At 31.6% G+C, this 14,041-nt stretch carries 16 protein-coding genes, 1 tRNA gene and 1 pseudogene; 6 read left to right on the top strand and 12 right to left on the bottom strand.

Annotated elements, in window-relative coordinates:
* The first annotated feature begins 2 nt into the window (after positions 1-2).
* Positions 3-1,154, top strand: coding sequence for a sensor histidine kinase (locus HA144_RS06235; RefSeq protein ID WP_245152866.1), 1,152 nt, complete (start codon positions 3-5; stop codon positions 1,152-1,154).
* Between the two features lie 7 nt (positions 1,155-1,161).
* On the opposite strand, the gene HA144_RS09590 is transcribed toward HA144_RS06235, so the two are convergent.
* Entirely contained in the window at positions 1,162-1,296 is a 135-nt protein-coding gene (locus HA144_RS09590) for a hypothetical protein (protein ID WP_257470518.1), read from the bottom strand.
* Between the two features lie 208 nt (positions 1,297-1,504).
* Positions 1,505-2,644: a porin gene (locus HA144_RS06225; RefSeq protein ID WP_209043243.1), complete on the bottom strand. Its 1,140-nt coding sequence runs from the start codon at positions 2,642-2,644 to the stop codon at positions 1,505-1,507.
* Positions 2,645-2,994: 350 nt separating this feature from the next.
* Between HA144_RS06225 and pstS the strand changes: the two genes are divergently transcribed.
* Positions 2,995-3,969, top strand: a complete 975-nt coding sequence (gene pstS / locus HA144_RS06220) for a phosphate ABC transporter substrate-binding protein PstS (protein WP_209043787.1) — start codon at positions 2,995-2,997, stop codon at positions 3,967-3,969.
* 48 nt (positions 3,970-4,017) lie between these two features.
* Here pstS and chrA read toward each other — a convergent pair whose 3' ends face one another.
* Genes chrA through HA144_RS06205 form a run of 3 tightly spaced genes read right to left on the bottom strand, consistent with a single transcriptional unit; the run spans position 4,018 to position 7,568 of the window.
* Complete coding sequence (chrA, locus tag HA144_RS06215) at positions 4,018-5,244, bottom strand: chromate efflux transporter (protein ID WP_209043242.1); 1,227 nt, start codon at positions 5,242-5,244, stop codon at positions 4,018-4,020.
* A 30-nt stretch (positions 5,245-5,274) separates the two neighbouring features.
* A complete protein-coding gene (gene arsJ / locus HA144_RS06210; RefSeq protein WP_209043241.1) occupies positions 5,275-6,534 on the bottom strand; it encodes an organoarsenical effux MFS transporter ArsJ in 1,260 nt (419 codons plus the stop codon).
* Positions 6,535-6,545: 11 nt separating this feature from the next.
* Positions 6,546-7,568 carry an ArsJ-associated glyceraldehyde-3-phosphate dehydrogenase gene (locus HA144_RS06205; protein ID WP_162512595.1) on the bottom strand — a complete coding sequence of 341 codons (1,023 nt, stop codon included), beginning with the start codon at positions 7,566-7,568 and terminating at the stop codon, positions 6,546-6,548.
* A 165-nt stretch (positions 7,569-7,733) separates the two neighbouring features.
* Here HA144_RS06205 and HA144_RS06200 point away from each other — a divergent pair, with 165 nt between their 5' ends.
* On the top strand, positions 7,734-8,006 hold the full coding sequence (locus HA144_RS06200; RefSeq protein WP_162512603.1) for an ArsR/SmtB family transcription factor: 273 nt from the start codon (positions 7,734-7,736) through the stop codon (positions 8,004-8,006).
* A 339-nt stretch (positions 8,007-8,345) separates the two neighbouring features.
* Here the strand turns inward: HA144_RS06200 and HA144_RS06195 are convergent, their stop codons facing one another.
* The 7 genes from HA144_RS06195 to HA144_RS06165 form a co-directional block, all read right to left on the bottom strand.
* Positions 8,346-8,591, bottom strand: coding sequence for a hypothetical protein (locus HA144_RS06195; RefSeq protein WP_162512596.1), 246 nt, complete (start codon positions 8,589-8,591; stop codon positions 8,346-8,348).
* A 344-nt stretch (positions 8,592-8,935) separates the two neighbouring features.
* Positions 8,936-10,219, bottom strand: a complete 1,284-nt coding sequence (locus HA144_RS06190; RefSeq protein WP_209043240.1) for a VapE domain-containing protein — start codon at positions 10,217-10,219, stop codon at positions 8,936-8,938.
* Positions 10,212-10,652: a hypothetical protein gene (locus HA144_RS06185; protein ID WP_162512598.1), complete on the bottom strand. Its 441-nt coding sequence runs from the start codon at positions 10,650-10,652 to the stop codon at positions 10,212-10,214. The genes HA144_RS06190 and HA144_RS06185 overlap by 8 nt, the downstream gene beginning before the upstream one ends.
* Positions 10,640-10,897, bottom strand: a complete 258-nt coding sequence (locus HA144_RS06180; protein ID WP_162512599.1) for a hypothetical protein — start codon at positions 10,895-10,897, stop codon at positions 10,640-10,642. The genes HA144_RS06185 and HA144_RS06180 overlap by 13 nt, the downstream gene beginning before the upstream one ends.
* A complete protein-coding gene (locus tag HA144_RS06175) occupies positions 10,897-11,169 on the bottom strand; it encodes a hypothetical protein (RefSeq protein ID WP_079330318.1) in 273 nt (90 codons plus the stop codon). Before HA144_RS06175 ends, HA144_RS06180 begins: the two co-directional genes overlap by 1 nt.
* On the bottom strand, positions 11,138-11,374 hold the full coding sequence (locus tag HA144_RS06170; protein WP_156858212.1) for a hypothetical protein: 237 nt from the start codon (positions 11,372-11,374) through the stop codon (positions 11,138-11,140). Before HA144_RS06170 ends, HA144_RS06175 begins: the two co-directional genes overlap by 32 nt.
* A gap of 266 nt (positions 11,375-11,640) precedes the next feature.
* A tRNA-Pro gene (locus HA144_RS06165) sits at positions 11,641-11,714 on the bottom strand.
* 587 nt (positions 11,715-12,301) lie between these two features.
* Here HA144_RS06165 and HA144_RS06160 point away from each other — a divergent pair.
* The 3 genes and pseudogenes from HA144_RS06160 to HA144_RS06150 all read left to right on the top strand — a co-directional run.
* Positions 12,302-12,814, top strand: coding sequence for an adenine phosphoribosyltransferase (locus tag HA144_RS06160; protein WP_209043239.1), 513 nt, complete (start codon positions 12,302-12,304; stop codon positions 12,812-12,814).
* A 426-nt stretch (positions 12,815-13,240) separates the two neighbouring features.
* The gene (locus tag HA144_RS06155; protein ID WP_209043238.1) at positions 13,241-13,408 is read left to right on the top strand and encodes a hypothetical protein; all 168 of its coding nucleotides are present in this window, start codon (positions 13,241-13,243) and stop codon (positions 13,406-13,408) included.
* A gap of 174 nt (positions 13,409-13,582) precedes the next feature.
* Positions 13,583-14,041: pseudogene (locus tag HA144_RS06150) on the top strand (hypothetical protein); the annotation flags it as partial.

Genomic DNA, 14,041 nt, shown 5'->3' with positions numbered 1-14,041 from the left:
AAATGAAAACACTACAAGAAGTATTAACTTTCATTTATGAGAAATGGAAAATCAAGGTTAAAGGATTTTCAAAAAATAATAAAAATATTGAATTAACTAAAAATAAGAACCAACAAATTTTTGATTTTCCATTTGATAAAGTTAAACCACAGCAACTTTTATCTTGGTTAGATTATTCATCTCAAGGATGGATAATCTTATCATCAGATCTAACAATAAAATTTATTAATAAAAAGGCTTTATCTCTTATTAGATTCATTAAATATAGAGATGTCATTGGAAAAGCAATTAATGATATTAATGAGCTTGAAGTACTGAGGAATAAAATTCTTTACTCTAGAAAAAAAGATTTTCCAATCAGCCTTGACTTCACCATTTCAGGAGAACCTATTTGGGCAAATATTATTAGAGGAAGTAAAAAGAATTATTTAATATTGTTGGAAAGTAAATTATCAATTGAATCCATAAAAAAACGACAAAATCAATTAATTAATGATGTTTCTCATGAACTGAAAACCCCTCTTACATCTCTTATTTTGATTGGGGAAAGACTGGAAGCAGTAATATCAAAAAAGGATAGGTATCTTATTAAAAGGCTTAAGAAAGAATCTAAAAGACTAAGAAAAATGGTCGAAGAGACTTTAGAACTTTCCAAGTTAGAAAGTAGCGAATCTTTTAATAAAAACAAAAAAATATCTATTTCAGATTTGGTTATGGAATCTTGGCAAACCTTAAAACCGCTTGCAGAAAAAAAAGATATAAAAATAAATTTATTTATACCAACTAAATATTATATTTCTGGTGATATTGAAAATTTAAAGAGAGCGTTTATAAACATTTTTGATAATTCTCTACGTTACTCCCCAACAAATGAGGAAATACAAATTGAAATTTTTAAGAGAGATAGCTCTGTTGTTATAAGAGTTAGGGATAAAGGTATTGGATTAGAGGAAAATGAATTAAATGATATTTTTTCTCGTTTTTATCGTGGAGATCCATCAAGGACTAAATTTAAGAAAACTGGTAGTGGTTTAGGTCTTTCTATAACAAAAAAAATAATAAATAACAATAAAGGTTTTATAAAGGCTTTTAATCATAAGGATGGTGGAGCGATTATTGAAACTATCTTTCCGTGTATTAATACAGATTTTTAGGGAATATTTAAAAAATATTAGGACATGATTTTTCTGCAATAAATTTTTTTATATTCAAGACTGCGTCTCTTGTGAAAAGAATGCTTCCTTCTTTTAGGTCATTTGAATAATAAGTATCTCTTTTCTCAATAGAGCTAGCCATAGCCTATTAGGTAAAGTTGGCATATACATGCTCTCAAAAGCAGATGTTCCAATGTTATTTTCTTCTTTTTTATGTTCCCTTCAAAAAGTTTAGAAAAAAAATAAATTATTAAGAGCGATTTAACGTTCAAAGAATGGTAAGCAAAAAAAAGACCTGCTTAACGCAGGTCTTTTGTGTGTAATAGAATTTCTAAATTAAGTTAATAAATTTAGAAGCTGAATGAAGTCTTAACCATTACACCAGTTGTATCGTCAGTGTTAGCAGCTGAGAAATCCTTTACGAAAACTAATGGAGTAACTGTCATGCCATCATTAATTTCGTACTCGTAGAATGCCTCGTACATGTACTGAGCATCTGTATCTTCAACAGTGTTAACTCTTGTACCCATTCCAAGTCCTAGAGTACCAGGACCAAAATCACTCCACTGTAATCCAGCAAAGACGTTTGTATATTCGTCAGAAGCAGCTACTTCGCTGTCATCTTCACCGTATTCGTAACCAACGCTTATTGAAGGAAGTCCCTCATTTTCAGGTATGTAGTATGCATTTAGGCCATAAGCGTAGTCAGTACCCATGTTGTCATTAACTGGTGCGCCATCTTCGAGTGCTCCGTAAGTGAATGAAACACCATAAGAATCAGCTGTATAAGCAAAGTTAAAGCCATAAGCATCAACTCCTTCTTCGTTTGCTATATCATCTGGGTTGCCAGCATAACCAACTGCAGCAGTTAAACCATTACCGAAGTCATATTCAGCACCAACCATCGCTGAGTCATTATTGACAAAAGCGTTATTAGTTCCACATTCGTCAAGAGTGTCACTAGGTGTTCCGTAAACGCAGGCATTTGTAAACATCTTACTTGCGCCTATGTCATCACCAACCATTACAGTGATGTTTTCACCAAGTGGGAATTTGTAAGAGATCTCGTCAAGTCTTAGAGCTTCAGTAGCTTGTGTGTCTCCACCAAACTCACCAATACCTGGCGCGTCAGAATTACCAGTATCGAATTTAATTTCAAGTTTATCTTCACCAGTGAAACTTGTAGCTAATTTGATGCCGAAATCATAACCTGTTGTTAGATTGTCATCAAAATCGTTAACACCTGTGTCATCATCATTCTCGATACCTGCGTAGAAGTTAACGCCGAATGATGCAGTTGTAGTTTCTGAGAAACCACCAGCTTCAAAGTTATTTAATCTTGCTTCTAATCCGTCTACACGGCTGTTAGTAATAGCAAGTTGTTCTGCAGGAGTGAAATCACTAATAGTAACTTCATTTGCTGTAGCCGACATAGGAGCTAAAAGTCCTAATGTTGCAGGGGCTATAAGCAAGTTTTTGAAAAGTTTCATGAACCTCAACACGTAAATGATGGATAAATATCCATATTTATGAGAACGAACTAAGGTTAAGAAATGAGTAAGGATTAAAGTAAAAAAGAAAAATTTAAATAACCCTTAAACTTCTATTAAATTAATGGGAAAATTTTCTACAAATTTCAAAATTTTAATCAATAAAAGTTAAAAATTAACTAAAGTTTATATTTTAATATTTTTAAATCCAAACAAAAAAACTCTAATCAAGATTTAGTTTAAGAGATGGTTAAGAACTAATTAATTAAAAGATAAATTTTCACCTAGAGAGTATTTGTGTTCAAAATAAATGCTATAAATGTGAAGTCAATTATTTGATCATTTCAACTATGAAATTAGCTAAAAAAGCTTTTTTATTAGCGTCAACAATGATTCTAGTCGCTTCTTGTGGAACCTCCACTTCTTCAGTGAGGTTAAGTGGCGCTGGAGCATCTTTCCCTGCCAAAATTTATACTAGATGGTTCAAAGATTTATCAAATGATGGAGGTCCAAAAGTAAATTATCAAGCTGTTGGTTCTGGTTCTGGAAGAAAAGCATTTATTGATGAGACTGTAAACTTTGGTGCTTCTGACGATCCTATGAAAGATAAGGATATAGCAAAAGTTACTAGAGGTTTAGTTCAGATCCCTATGGTTGGTGGAACTATTGCTTTTGGATATAACTACGATTGCGATTTGAAACTTACTCAAGAGCAGGCAGTACAAGTAGCAATGGGTATGATAAGCGATTGGAAGGAAGTTGGATGTGCTCCTGGAAAATTGACTTGGACTCATCGTTCTGACGGATCAGGTACAACTAAAGCCTTTACAAATTCCATGGAGGCCTTTTCGAAAACTTGGACATTAGGCACAGGTAAGTCTGTAAAATGGCCTGCTGGTGTTGGGGCTAAAGGTAATTCTGGAGTAGCAGGTGTTATTCAAAATACTTATGGCGCAATTGGTTATGTTAACCAATCCTACATTAAGGGTAATGTGAAAGCTGCTGCACTTCAAAATCTCTCAGGTCAGTTTCTAAAACCATCTGTAGAAGCAGGAGCTAAGGCTCTCAATGGTATTACTTTAGATGAAAATCTTGCTGGTAAGAATCCTAATCCTACAGCTAGCGGAGCTTACCCTATCGCTTCATTAACATGGATACTTGCCTATGAAGAAGGTAATGGTAAAAACACTAAAGCAATTAGACAAGCCTTTAATACATTATTAAGTGATGAGTATCAAGATAAAGCTCCATCACTAGGATTTGTTCCTTTGAAAGGCGAAATTCTTGAGAAATCAAGGGCTGCTGTAAAAAGAATTGGTAAATAAATCGTAAGATAAACATTTAAAAAGGGGGAATTTATTTTCTCCCTTTTTTTATGCAAATAAATATTTTGATAAACCTAATATTAAAGAAAAAAGAATAAGTATGTATGTTGGAACTACTTTTAAAAAAGATAATATTGTGGAGATTAAAACTATAAAAATAGAGCTTAATAAAAAGTATTTTGATGAAAAACTATCTTCAATTAAATTAAAGCCAGAGAAAAAAACTGCTCCTGGAATTGTATTTATTACTCCTTCGATAAAGTAATTAACAAATTTAATTCTGTTTTTTATGAAGCCTTTTCCAAAAACAAAAATCAATAAAAAACTTGGTAAAAAAATTGCAAAAGTTGATATAAATGAATACTTTAAAGCTTCATTTATTCCTCCAACCGAAAACCCAGCTTTGTATCCAATAAAACTTGTAGTTAATAAGACAGGGCCAGGTGTTATCTGGCCTATCATTATCCCATCTATAAACTCATTATTTGTTAACCATCCTTGTGAGACAACATAATCACTCATTAGAGGAATGATTACTAATCCCCCTCCAAAAATAAAAAGTCCCGATTTGAAGAAGAATAAAAATAGATTAAGGTAATTTATTAAAAATTTTGAGTTTAAAGCATCCTTCAAAAAATTATAAAACTTGGCAATATCCAAAAAGATTGAGCTAGTTAAAAATGAGGTTGTTGAAAATATAGATAAAGGAACCAAGCTATAAAAAATATTTTTCCATTTCTGTAAAAAAATATTTATCAAACCTGCAATAGTAAGAATTGTTATGAGAGGAAATTGAATACTATTATATTTTGCAAATATAAGTAGAAATAAGATTGAGCTAGAGAATAATACTCGATCTAACTTTAATCTTTTTTTTAAAAGAAATAATGAAAATGAAAAAATTATTCCTGCAATAATAGGAGGATTAAAATAAATTAAATCACTTAGAAATTTTGATCCAGAATAAATTTGCCAAAAAAAGCTAAGAACTAATACCGAAATGAATCCTGGGATAATGAAACATATACCGGATATCAATCCACCAAGATAACCATTAATTTTAAGACCTATATATATTGCTAATTGAGTGGATATTGGCCCTGGAAGCAATTGACATAAACCAATACCTTTTTCAAAAGATTGGGTAGAGATTAGTTTTTTATTATTTATAAGTTCATCTTCGAATAAAGAAATATGAGCATATGGTCCTCCAAAACTGAAAATACCAATTTTTAGAAAAATTTTTGCAAGTTCAATTAAGGATATTTTTGCCATTTAAATACTCTAATTTCTAAAAATTAGTTTTTATGGTGATGATAAGCTTTGTTTGATTGATGGTAATTTAAGACTCGAAATCCAAGATAATAATATTAGAAGTGATGAAAAATAAAGACAATATTGAAGACCAATACTCGGATTTCTCCCAATCATAAATAGTAAGCCAGATAGTAATGTTCCAACTAGTCTTCCAGCAGCATTTGCCATGTAATAGAAGCCAACATTTAAACTGACTTTTTCATTATCAGAGTAGGCCAAAATCATATAAGAATGTGTGGAGGAATTCATTGCAAAAACAAATCCAAAAATAGTAAGTCCTAAAATTATTGCTATCGATGGAGAACTTTCTCTCCATAATGCGACTCCTATCAAAGATGGTATGACCATTAATACGGCACTCCAAAATTGGATAGCTTTACGATCTGGACTTTCTTTCTGGCCCCACATCTTTCTAATTGCTGGAGCCGAAGCCTGAACAATTCCATAACCTATTACCCAGGCCCCAAGAAATAATCCTATCTCCATGTAGTCCCAACCAAATGCCATATCTAGGAATACTGGAAGAGCTACAACAAACCAAACATCTCTTGCTCCAAAAAGAAAGAATCTTGCTGCTGAAAGAATATTTATTGCATTTGATTTTGAAAAAAGATCATTAAAAGCTGGTTTGGTTTTCATCTTGCCAATTTCACCAGGTAAAATTAATGTCAATAAAAAGGCTAAGCAGAGTCCAAAACCCATAATTCCTACAGCATTATTGAATCCAAATAACTTATATAAAAGTCCACCCAAGAAAAAGCCAACTCCCTTAAGAGCATTTTTAGATCCAGTTAAAATAGCAACCCATTTAAAAAGTTGTTTTTGGCCAGTATCATTGCCATCATTTGCCTCTGGAACTACTGTCTTAACAGCACTTTTAGCACTCATTTTGTTTAAATCTTTTGCTATCCCACTGACTGCTTGAGCAACCATAACGTATAAGACACTAAATATTACTGGCCAATCCTCCTTAACTGGAATAAGCATGAAAAGAGCAATGATTTGAAGGATAGTCCCAATCCATAAAGTAAGCCTTAAACCATATCTTGCTCCTATCCAACCACCATATAAATTAGTAATTATTCCAAAAAACTCATAAAAAAGGAAAAGTAAAGCAATTTGTAGAGTTGTGTAACCTAGCTCATGAAAGTGACCAACAACTAATAATCTTAATGCGCCGTCAGTAAGCGTGAACGCCCAATAGTTTGCTGTTACAACACTATATTGTTGAATATTAGATAACTTCATAAAGACATAAATTAAATTTCTTTTTTGATTACGTATTCAGTAAGATCTGCAAGTCTGCAGCTGTAACCCCACTCGTTGTCATACCAAGCGTATATCTTTAATAAATTTGAATTAACAACCATCGTCGATAAACTATCAACTATTGAACTTCTAGAGTCATTTACATAATCTGCAGAAACTAAAGGTCTTTCTTCGTAGCCAAGAATTCCTTTTAAATAAGTTTCTGAAGCTTCCTTAAGTGCCATATTTACTTGTTCAGTTGTCACGTCTTTATTTAATTCAAAAACTGCATCTGTTAAAGAACCATTAAGTAGAGGAACTCTTACTGCATGTCCATTTAATTTTCCTTTTAATTTTGGAAAGATCTCAGCGATAGCTTTAGCAGACCCAGTGGTAGTAGGTATTAAACTTTGCATACATCCTCTTGCTCTCCTCAAATCACTTTTATAAAAATCTACTGGGACTTGAGTGTTCGTGACATCGTGAATAGTTGTAATAGCACCATGTTTAATTGAAAAATTTTCATTAATTACCTTTACTATCGGAGCTAAACAATTTGTAGTGCAGGATGCTGCAGTTACTAATTTATGTTTGGAAGGGTCATAAAGACTTTGATTTATGCCATAAACAACATTAAGTGATTCAGCTTCTGCAACAATTCCCTTAACTGGACAAGCTACTATTACTCTTTTCATCCCTAGAGATTCAAAATAGGGATTTAGTTTTTCTGGCTTTTTATTCTTTCCTGTACATTCCAAAATAATATCTACAGAAGATTTTTCCCAAGGAACATCAAGGTAATTTTTAAAAGATGTGTAAGCTAATTTCTTTCCATCAATTATTATTTCTTTTTCTTTAACCTTTATATCTTTAACCCATCTGCCATGGACTGAATCAAATTCGAGTAGATGTGCAGCGGCATTCGAATCTCCTGCTATCTCATTAATGTGAGTTATTTCTATATCAGCTCTATTCCATAATGCTCTGAAAACTAATCTGCCAATTCTTCCAAAACCATTAATTCCAATTTTCATAACTTTGAAAACTCCTATTGAAATTATACATCAAAATATTTTGATGTATCAAGATGTTTTGATTAATGAAATCTTTTTTATTTAAGCTATATTTAGGAAAATTTAATTAATTTAAAATTGTTAAAAGATATTAGCAAAGTAAAAAAAGAAAATATATCTAAGTTGATGGTTTCATTTTCTGATCCTTTTAGGCTAGAAATAATTGACCTAATGATGGATGGAGAAGTTTGTGTTTGCGATATTATGAAATTAACTAATTTATCTCAATCAAGAATTTCATATCACATAAAAATTTTGAAAGAAGCTGGTCTTATCTCAGACAGACAAGAAGGTAGATGGGTATATTACAGCCTAAATAAAGAATCTCTCTTTTTGATCAAGGAATGGATAACTTCTTTGACAGATTATTCTTCAAATAAAAAACGTTGCTGCGAATAAATTATATTTTAGATTTTATTAATTTACTTCTGATTCCCTGTCATAAGTCATTCCTGATTGTTCCATCCACTAAGCTTTAGTTTTGCAATTTTGTTTGTGATTAAAGATGTGAAAACCTTCAATAATAATCATTATGGATAGAAGCAAAACAGGAATAAAATAAACAGGTGAAGATATTACTTCTTTATATTTGATTTGAGCTATGAATTCCCTGTATTTAAACATCTCCTTAGTTTCTATTTAATAAATAATATTCACCTATGGTTAAGTAAAGTTAAAGAAAAAATCTTTTTAAAAAATTTAGTTTAAGGATGTTTACTTAAAAAAAATAAAACCTTTCTAAATGAACCTTTTGATAATATTATTTCTTCTTACTTGAATATTTGCTGTAATTTTTTCCGCTAAAGTTGGCAGATTTGGTGGCTCCAGCATTAGATAAACTCTTCCTGATTTTTCTAAATAAACATAGTCTTCTAATACTTCACGGCTAAGCAATCTATATAAAGTTTTGGTTGATTTATAACCTAACTTTTTAGCTGTTTGGCTAATCGTATAAGCTTCCAAATGCAATGATTTTGGTTTCATCTTACAAAATTTACATTAGGTGTAATTAGCTGCTATGAAGGGATTCTATTCCATTTACCTGATCAAGCATTTGTAAAAGTGTGTCTAACTATGCAGACTTTTCCCTAGGAGAATTTTGGGGTCCGAAATTACCCCCTCCCGTACAAGAAGAAAGAACCTATATTAAAAATTAATGTTGCCTTATGTCTTATGTCATTCCTAATAAACTCTAGAAATTAAAAAACACAAAAAATAATTATCTTTTGTGGAAATAGATAAGACATAAGACATTCTCTTAAATACAAATCGGTTCAATTCTTTTTAGTGTCTTAGATAAAAATTGTTCTGCCAAGACACATAAGGCATTAAATCTCATAATGTCCTTTATTAGGCAAATTTATGATTCTTGGCTCCTTTTTCTTTTGCTCAATAGACCATTCTGGATGAAACCAATAATAAGGTTTTCTCGCACCAAATCTGTATTGTTTTTTTTCATGGCCTAATTTTCTTAAGCAATCTGCGGCTTCCTTTACATCTTTATCTGTTATATGTTCATCATTTCTACAACCGCTATTAACCAAAGCTTCAACTGTCGTAAATCTATATTTATTGTGCTCTTTATTCGTCCATTCCTCTATACGTGAGTAGAAAGGGTGTTCTGCTTCGAAATTTAAATTTCTTATATTTATTTCCTCTTTATATTCATCATCCAAATCCAATATCATTCCTTCTTTATAGGCCAGCAAAGCAGCTTTCCAGATTCGATCTCTATCTTTTAAAACCTTTTTATTATTTATTAATTTCCCTTCTAGATTTATTACCCAATACCTTCTAGAACCTGTTGGATCATTTAGAAAATCAGTTCTATTACAACTTGAAACCATTATTGATGGTCTTGGATAAGAACCAATACTTCTTCCATAAGGTCTTCTAAATGTATCAATCGGACTTGATAGAAGAGCTTTTAATGTTGCTGCTTTTTCTGAATTTGGTGAGATCCTATCTAATTCTGCAATTTCAAAAATCCAACATCTTTGCAGCATCATTGCCAAATCTTGAGGCTTTGGTTGCCATGTATCAGCAAAGAACTCATCAGAAGCTAAATATCTCCAAAAAGTAGATTTTCCTGTTCCTTGCTTACCAACTAAAATGCAACAATTATCAAACTTACAACCACGATTTTTGACTCTTGCAACTGCTCCAATTAGGGTCATTTTAAGCATCTGGTCATATAACTTAGAGTCAGTTCCTAAGTAGTCGGAAGACATTGTTTCTATGTCAATTGGTTTAATTGATTTATTATCTGCAATTCTTTCAAGATATGCATTGACAGGGTGATATGTATTCTGACGAGCAGCTGTTAATAAACCATCAAAAGCAGAGTCTTTTCTAATGTTATATCCATACATATTTAGATAAGTTGAGAAGCTTTCAACAAAATCTATTTGAATAGTTTGTCCATCAAATTCCGGTTCAAGAGTTAGAAGATTATAGGTTAATCGTGGAGAACAATTATCAACTAAAAGTTCTACTAAATCTCCAGAATCAATCTTCTTTTTTCTTTCTCCTTCATAACCGCTTGGAAATTTAATTTTATTTAGAAATCCAGTACTAATAATTTGGTGTTGTCGTGTAATAGCATCAGTCACAAAATTCTCTCCTTATTCTTTTTTCTCTTTTTCTTTTAGGTCTATTTGGTGTATGTCCGTAAGTTACTTTGTTGCATCTAAGTGTAGTTTCTGCTCTATCTTTAGCGTAGATTTTCTGTTGTTCTTCAGAGAAAATTTTCCAATATTTACCATCATTTCCATGAAATCTATGGCACTCAGGCAACCCATCATAAACACCTTTATATTTATAAAATTCTTCAATTAGGGCTTGTTGTCTTTCGTATTCTTTTAAGTATTTTGGTGTTATTGGCTTACTACTATGAAAGCCATCTAACTTAAGCCAATTACAGAATTGATCGTCTGATCGAAAGGTTTCATAGTACCTTCTACGCCAACCATTCATTGCTTTTTTTCTTTCTTCTTCACTATCAAAATGCTCTGGCGCTATCCATTTACCATTTACTTTTTCCATATTCGCCACCAATCTTTTTTTATTCCAAGTTGCTCTAATAAATTTGCTATTTGCTCATGATATTTAGTTTGGATATATTCTAATATCTGAACTTTGGTTTGTAATGCACAACAATAAGCATTTGCTTGGACTAGCTCTTCAAATAGATAATCAAAAACCTTTCCATTATCACCAAGTTCAGTTGCTTTGTTATGACACCTATTTTTAAAGGTGCTTTTAAGTATTTTAGAGGGAATCGTATCCACTACTTAACCTCCTTTGCGACGAGGTCTTTCATCATCTCTTTCTTATATCTAGCTCCCTTTTGCTTCTTAGTTTCTGCGGAATGTTTAAGTAGTGCTTTTCTGCACTCCTCTAATCCATAAACACATTTCCCTTTTTCCTTTCCTTCACCTACTCGATAGAAGTGTTCTCCCGCTACAAATACATTCGCTTTTTTTAACTTATAAACAGTTCTTTCACTGCAATATAGATACTCAACTAACTTAGGAAGCTCTATCCAGTTTGTAGTAGTCATTAACCTTTGAAGGATTATTCTTCAACTCGTTATATGCAGTAAGAACAGAAGGATTCGTCATCACGAGAAATCCATTTACATTCACACCAGATTTCTCAAAGCAAATTAAATCCATTGCAATTCCAACTGAATCGTGATGAGTCAAGTTAGAAGCTTGGAGCTTCTTTCCTTTGAAAAACTTTGGTGGTCTGTTGCGTGTTCTCAATATATATGGAGTTGTTTGTTGATAATCCCCGCACTTATCGAAGGTGCATCAAATAAAGTCGAAGGTCACTACTGTGGGCTGTTTGAAGGTCGCAAATATCTGACAACTTTATTATTGCCGAGATCTGAACTAATTCAACCTAAAGTTGCACACATGGTTTCGAAGTTCCGTGGCTTTTTTATTACAAATCCAACATATTCCACGGAAAAGCTACGGATACTTTTGAGACTCTATTTTGGTATATCTGAGATCGACTGCTATGACTATCGGGGCGACAGGATTCGAACCTGCGACCTAGTGCTCCCAAAGCACCCGCGCTACCAAGCTGCGCCACGCCCCGCTCATAAGATCTTAGTTCATAACATGCATCAGTAAAAGACTTTTTTTTGGAAATATTTATAAAAAATTGAACATTTTTGAAAATCAACCTCACATTAACTTGATATTTAATAACATGATCTGCTAGCAAATTATTTTTTAAACAAATTAGTTGTAGAAAGTCCGAATTAACATTTTTGAAAAATTACTTCTTGGCATTTCAGATTTTTTGATCTAATTTATTATTTGAATAATCAGTTCGGACATAGGACCCCTTTTTTTGTAGGTTTAAATAAGCTGAAAGTTGCCAGATCGAAAATTCAGATTTAGATAATGTAATATACATAAAAGAATGTTCGATTTTGATTCGAATTTAGAAATTTAAATTCTCCTTTATAATTTTTATCACAAATTAATATTGAAGTAACTTGGGTAAATTATGCATATAAATTTATTTCTATTAGAACGTAGGCTCTTTCTCTAGCTTTAAAGAATCGTTTTATAAGATATTTGAAAACTTATTTTTTGGAAATGGAAATTTGAGTAGTTTTTTTTTAATTATGAGATAAGTTTAAAGAATTAAATTTTATTCTTCTTAAGATTAAAAGGATGAAAAAATTTGAAGATTTAATTAATACACATAAAGATTTTCCAAAAAAAGGAGTCGATTTTAAAGATGTTCTTGGAATTCTCCATGAGCCTGAGGTTTTCTATGAATTAATTACTAAAATGTGTTCTAGTCAAATTTTAAAAAAATCTGAAGCCATAATTTCTATTGATGCAAGAGGATTTATTTTTGGTTCTGCGGTCTCCTTGAAATCTTCAAAACCAATGATAGTTGCAAGAAAACCTGGAAAACTTCCTGGAGAAATTGTAAAACAAAATTACAATTTAGAATATGGAGAGAATTCCCTCTGTATTCAAAAATCTTCTTTAGATAAATATAAAACATTTACGATTATTGACGACCTTCTTGCTACAGGGGGAACCGTTGGATGTGTTGCAAGCTTACTATCGAAAAATGAAAAACAAATTAAAGGTTTTTTAACAGTAGTTGAGCTTATTAATTTAAAGGGGAGATCCAAATTAGATTTTCCCATTGAATCATTAATCAAATTATGAAATTAAATTAGAATAAAAATATTTATGGTTATAGAAATCAAACATTTAAAAATTGTTTAATCTAAAATTCTATCAATAGTGTTTTTAATTCGGAAATTTAACAATCTCTATATTAATCCTATAGATCCTGCTGTAAAACCCACTACTATAAAAAAAGCGAATTCAGTTAGATCTCTAGGTAAAGAATTTACGATAAGATTAATTTGAGTCATTTAACCTTGTGCTCCTCAGGTGTGATAATTTCTAAAAAATATAACTAATAATTTTTTTTGTTGAGGTCAAAATATTATTTTTTTCTTTTTTCTAAAGAATTGGGAATAAATATCTTAAATTCCTTACTTTGAAGTTATTAGTTTCCAAAATACTAAAAATTCCTAAAAGTAAAAATCTTTTTTAATGCTATATTTAAAAAGAATTTTTAAACTAATGGATTACAAAAAAAGATCTATTAATAAACTCAACCTAAGTAAAACATACGAAGAAATAGATACTAGATTAGCCTCGGGATGGTATGTAGACTCAGAAGGATTTAATAAGAAGAAAAAATATAAAACTAAGGAAGTCTCATTCAAAATATCAAAAAAGCTTCATTAAATTATCTACGGAAATTTTTTTGATCCGTCTCACCAAATAAAAAAAAACGTTGTTATTTAATGTTTAGGTTAATAAAGTGGCACATTTACCCAAGACTGTAGTCTTAAATACTTGATTTTTTGAACATTCATACACTATCCTAAGGTGTACTTTAAATTTCGTGTGAGGAAATTTATGAAGCTATTTAAAAGCTTACTTGTAGCTCCTGCGACATTAGGTCTTTTGGCTCCTATGTCTGCTACAGCTAACGAAGTTACTATCAATGACTTCGCGCCTGCAGAAGAACTTGCTATCACAAACAGCCGTGTAGACGGATTAGAAGCAAGATTAAACAATATCGAAGCTGGTAGTTTTTCTGAAACTACAACTGCTACATTCGGTGCTAATTTCTATGCTGGTGTTATCTATGATGATGACAACGTAGCTGCTGGTGCTAACGATGGTGATGACAACCTTGGAACAGGTTACGATTTCGGAATCGACTTAACTACAAGTTTCACAGGTGAAGACGCACTTGTTGTTGAAATTGATGCAGGTAGCTCTGGTGCTCCAGGTATTCGAAAATCCAATATACACAGTGCAAGACTTTCAAAATTTAAAAAATCCAAATTAAATGGAGAAATGATATTTCAA

The organism is Prochlorococcus marinus XMU1404 (genome assembly GCF_017696175.1).
In the GTDB taxonomy this organism is placed as follows: domain Bacteria; phylum Cyanobacteriota; class Cyanobacteriia; order PCC-6307; family Cyanobiaceae; genus Prochlorococcus_A; species Prochlorococcus_A marinus_X.
This window is presented reverse-complemented; position numbering and strand designations above follow the sequence as displayed.

Bases quoted from the DNA above. Each gene is read 5' to 3' on its own strand.
- HA144_RS06235 (WP_245152866.1), top strand. From the start codon at position 3: ATGAAAACACTACAAGAAGTATTAACTTTCATTTATGAGAAATGGAAA.
- HA144_RS09590 (WP_257470518.1), bottom strand. From the start codon at position 1,296: ATGGCTAGCTCTATTGAGAAAAGAGATACTTATTATTCAAATGACCTA.
- HA144_RS06225 (WP_209043243.1), bottom strand. From the start codon at position 2,644: ATGAAACTTTTCAAAAACTTGCTTATAGCCCCTGCAACATTAGGACTT.
- pstS (WP_209043787.1), top strand. From the start codon at position 2,995: ATGAAATTAGCTAAAAAAGCTTTTTTATTAGCGTCAACAATGATTCTA.
- chrA (WP_209043242.1), bottom strand. From the start codon at position 5,244: ATGGCAAAAATATCCTTAATTGAACTTGCAAAAATTTTTCTAAAAATT.
- arsJ (WP_209043241.1), bottom strand. From the start codon at position 6,534: ATGAAGTTATCTAATATTCAACAATATAGTGTTGTAACAGCAAACTAT.
- HA144_RS06205 (WP_162512595.1), bottom strand. From the start codon at position 7,568: ATGAAAATTGGAATTAATGGTTTTGGAAGAATTGGCAGATTAGTTTTC.
- HA144_RS06200 (WP_162512603.1), top strand. From the start codon at position 7,734: ATGGTTTCATTTTCTGATCCTTTTAGGCTAGAAATAATTGACCTAATG.
- HA144_RS06195 (WP_162512596.1), bottom strand. From the start codon at position 8,591: ATGAAACCAAAATCATTGCATTTGGAAGCTTATACGATTAGCCAAACA.
- HA144_RS06185 (WP_162512598.1), bottom strand. From the start codon at position 10,652: ATGGAAAAAGTAAATGGTAAATGGATAGCGCCAGAGCATTTTGATAGT.
- HA144_RS06175 (WP_079330318.1), bottom strand. From the start codon at position 11,169: ATGACTACTACAAACTGGATAGAGCTTCCTAAGTTAGTTGAGTATCTA.
- HA144_RS06160 (WP_209043239.1), top strand. From the start codon at position 12,302: ATGAAAAAATTTGAAGATTTAATTAATACACATAAAGATTTTCCAAAA.
- HA144_RS06155 (WP_209043238.1), top strand. From the start codon at position 13,241: ATGGATTACAAAAAAAGATCTATTAATAAACTCAACCTAAGTAAAACA.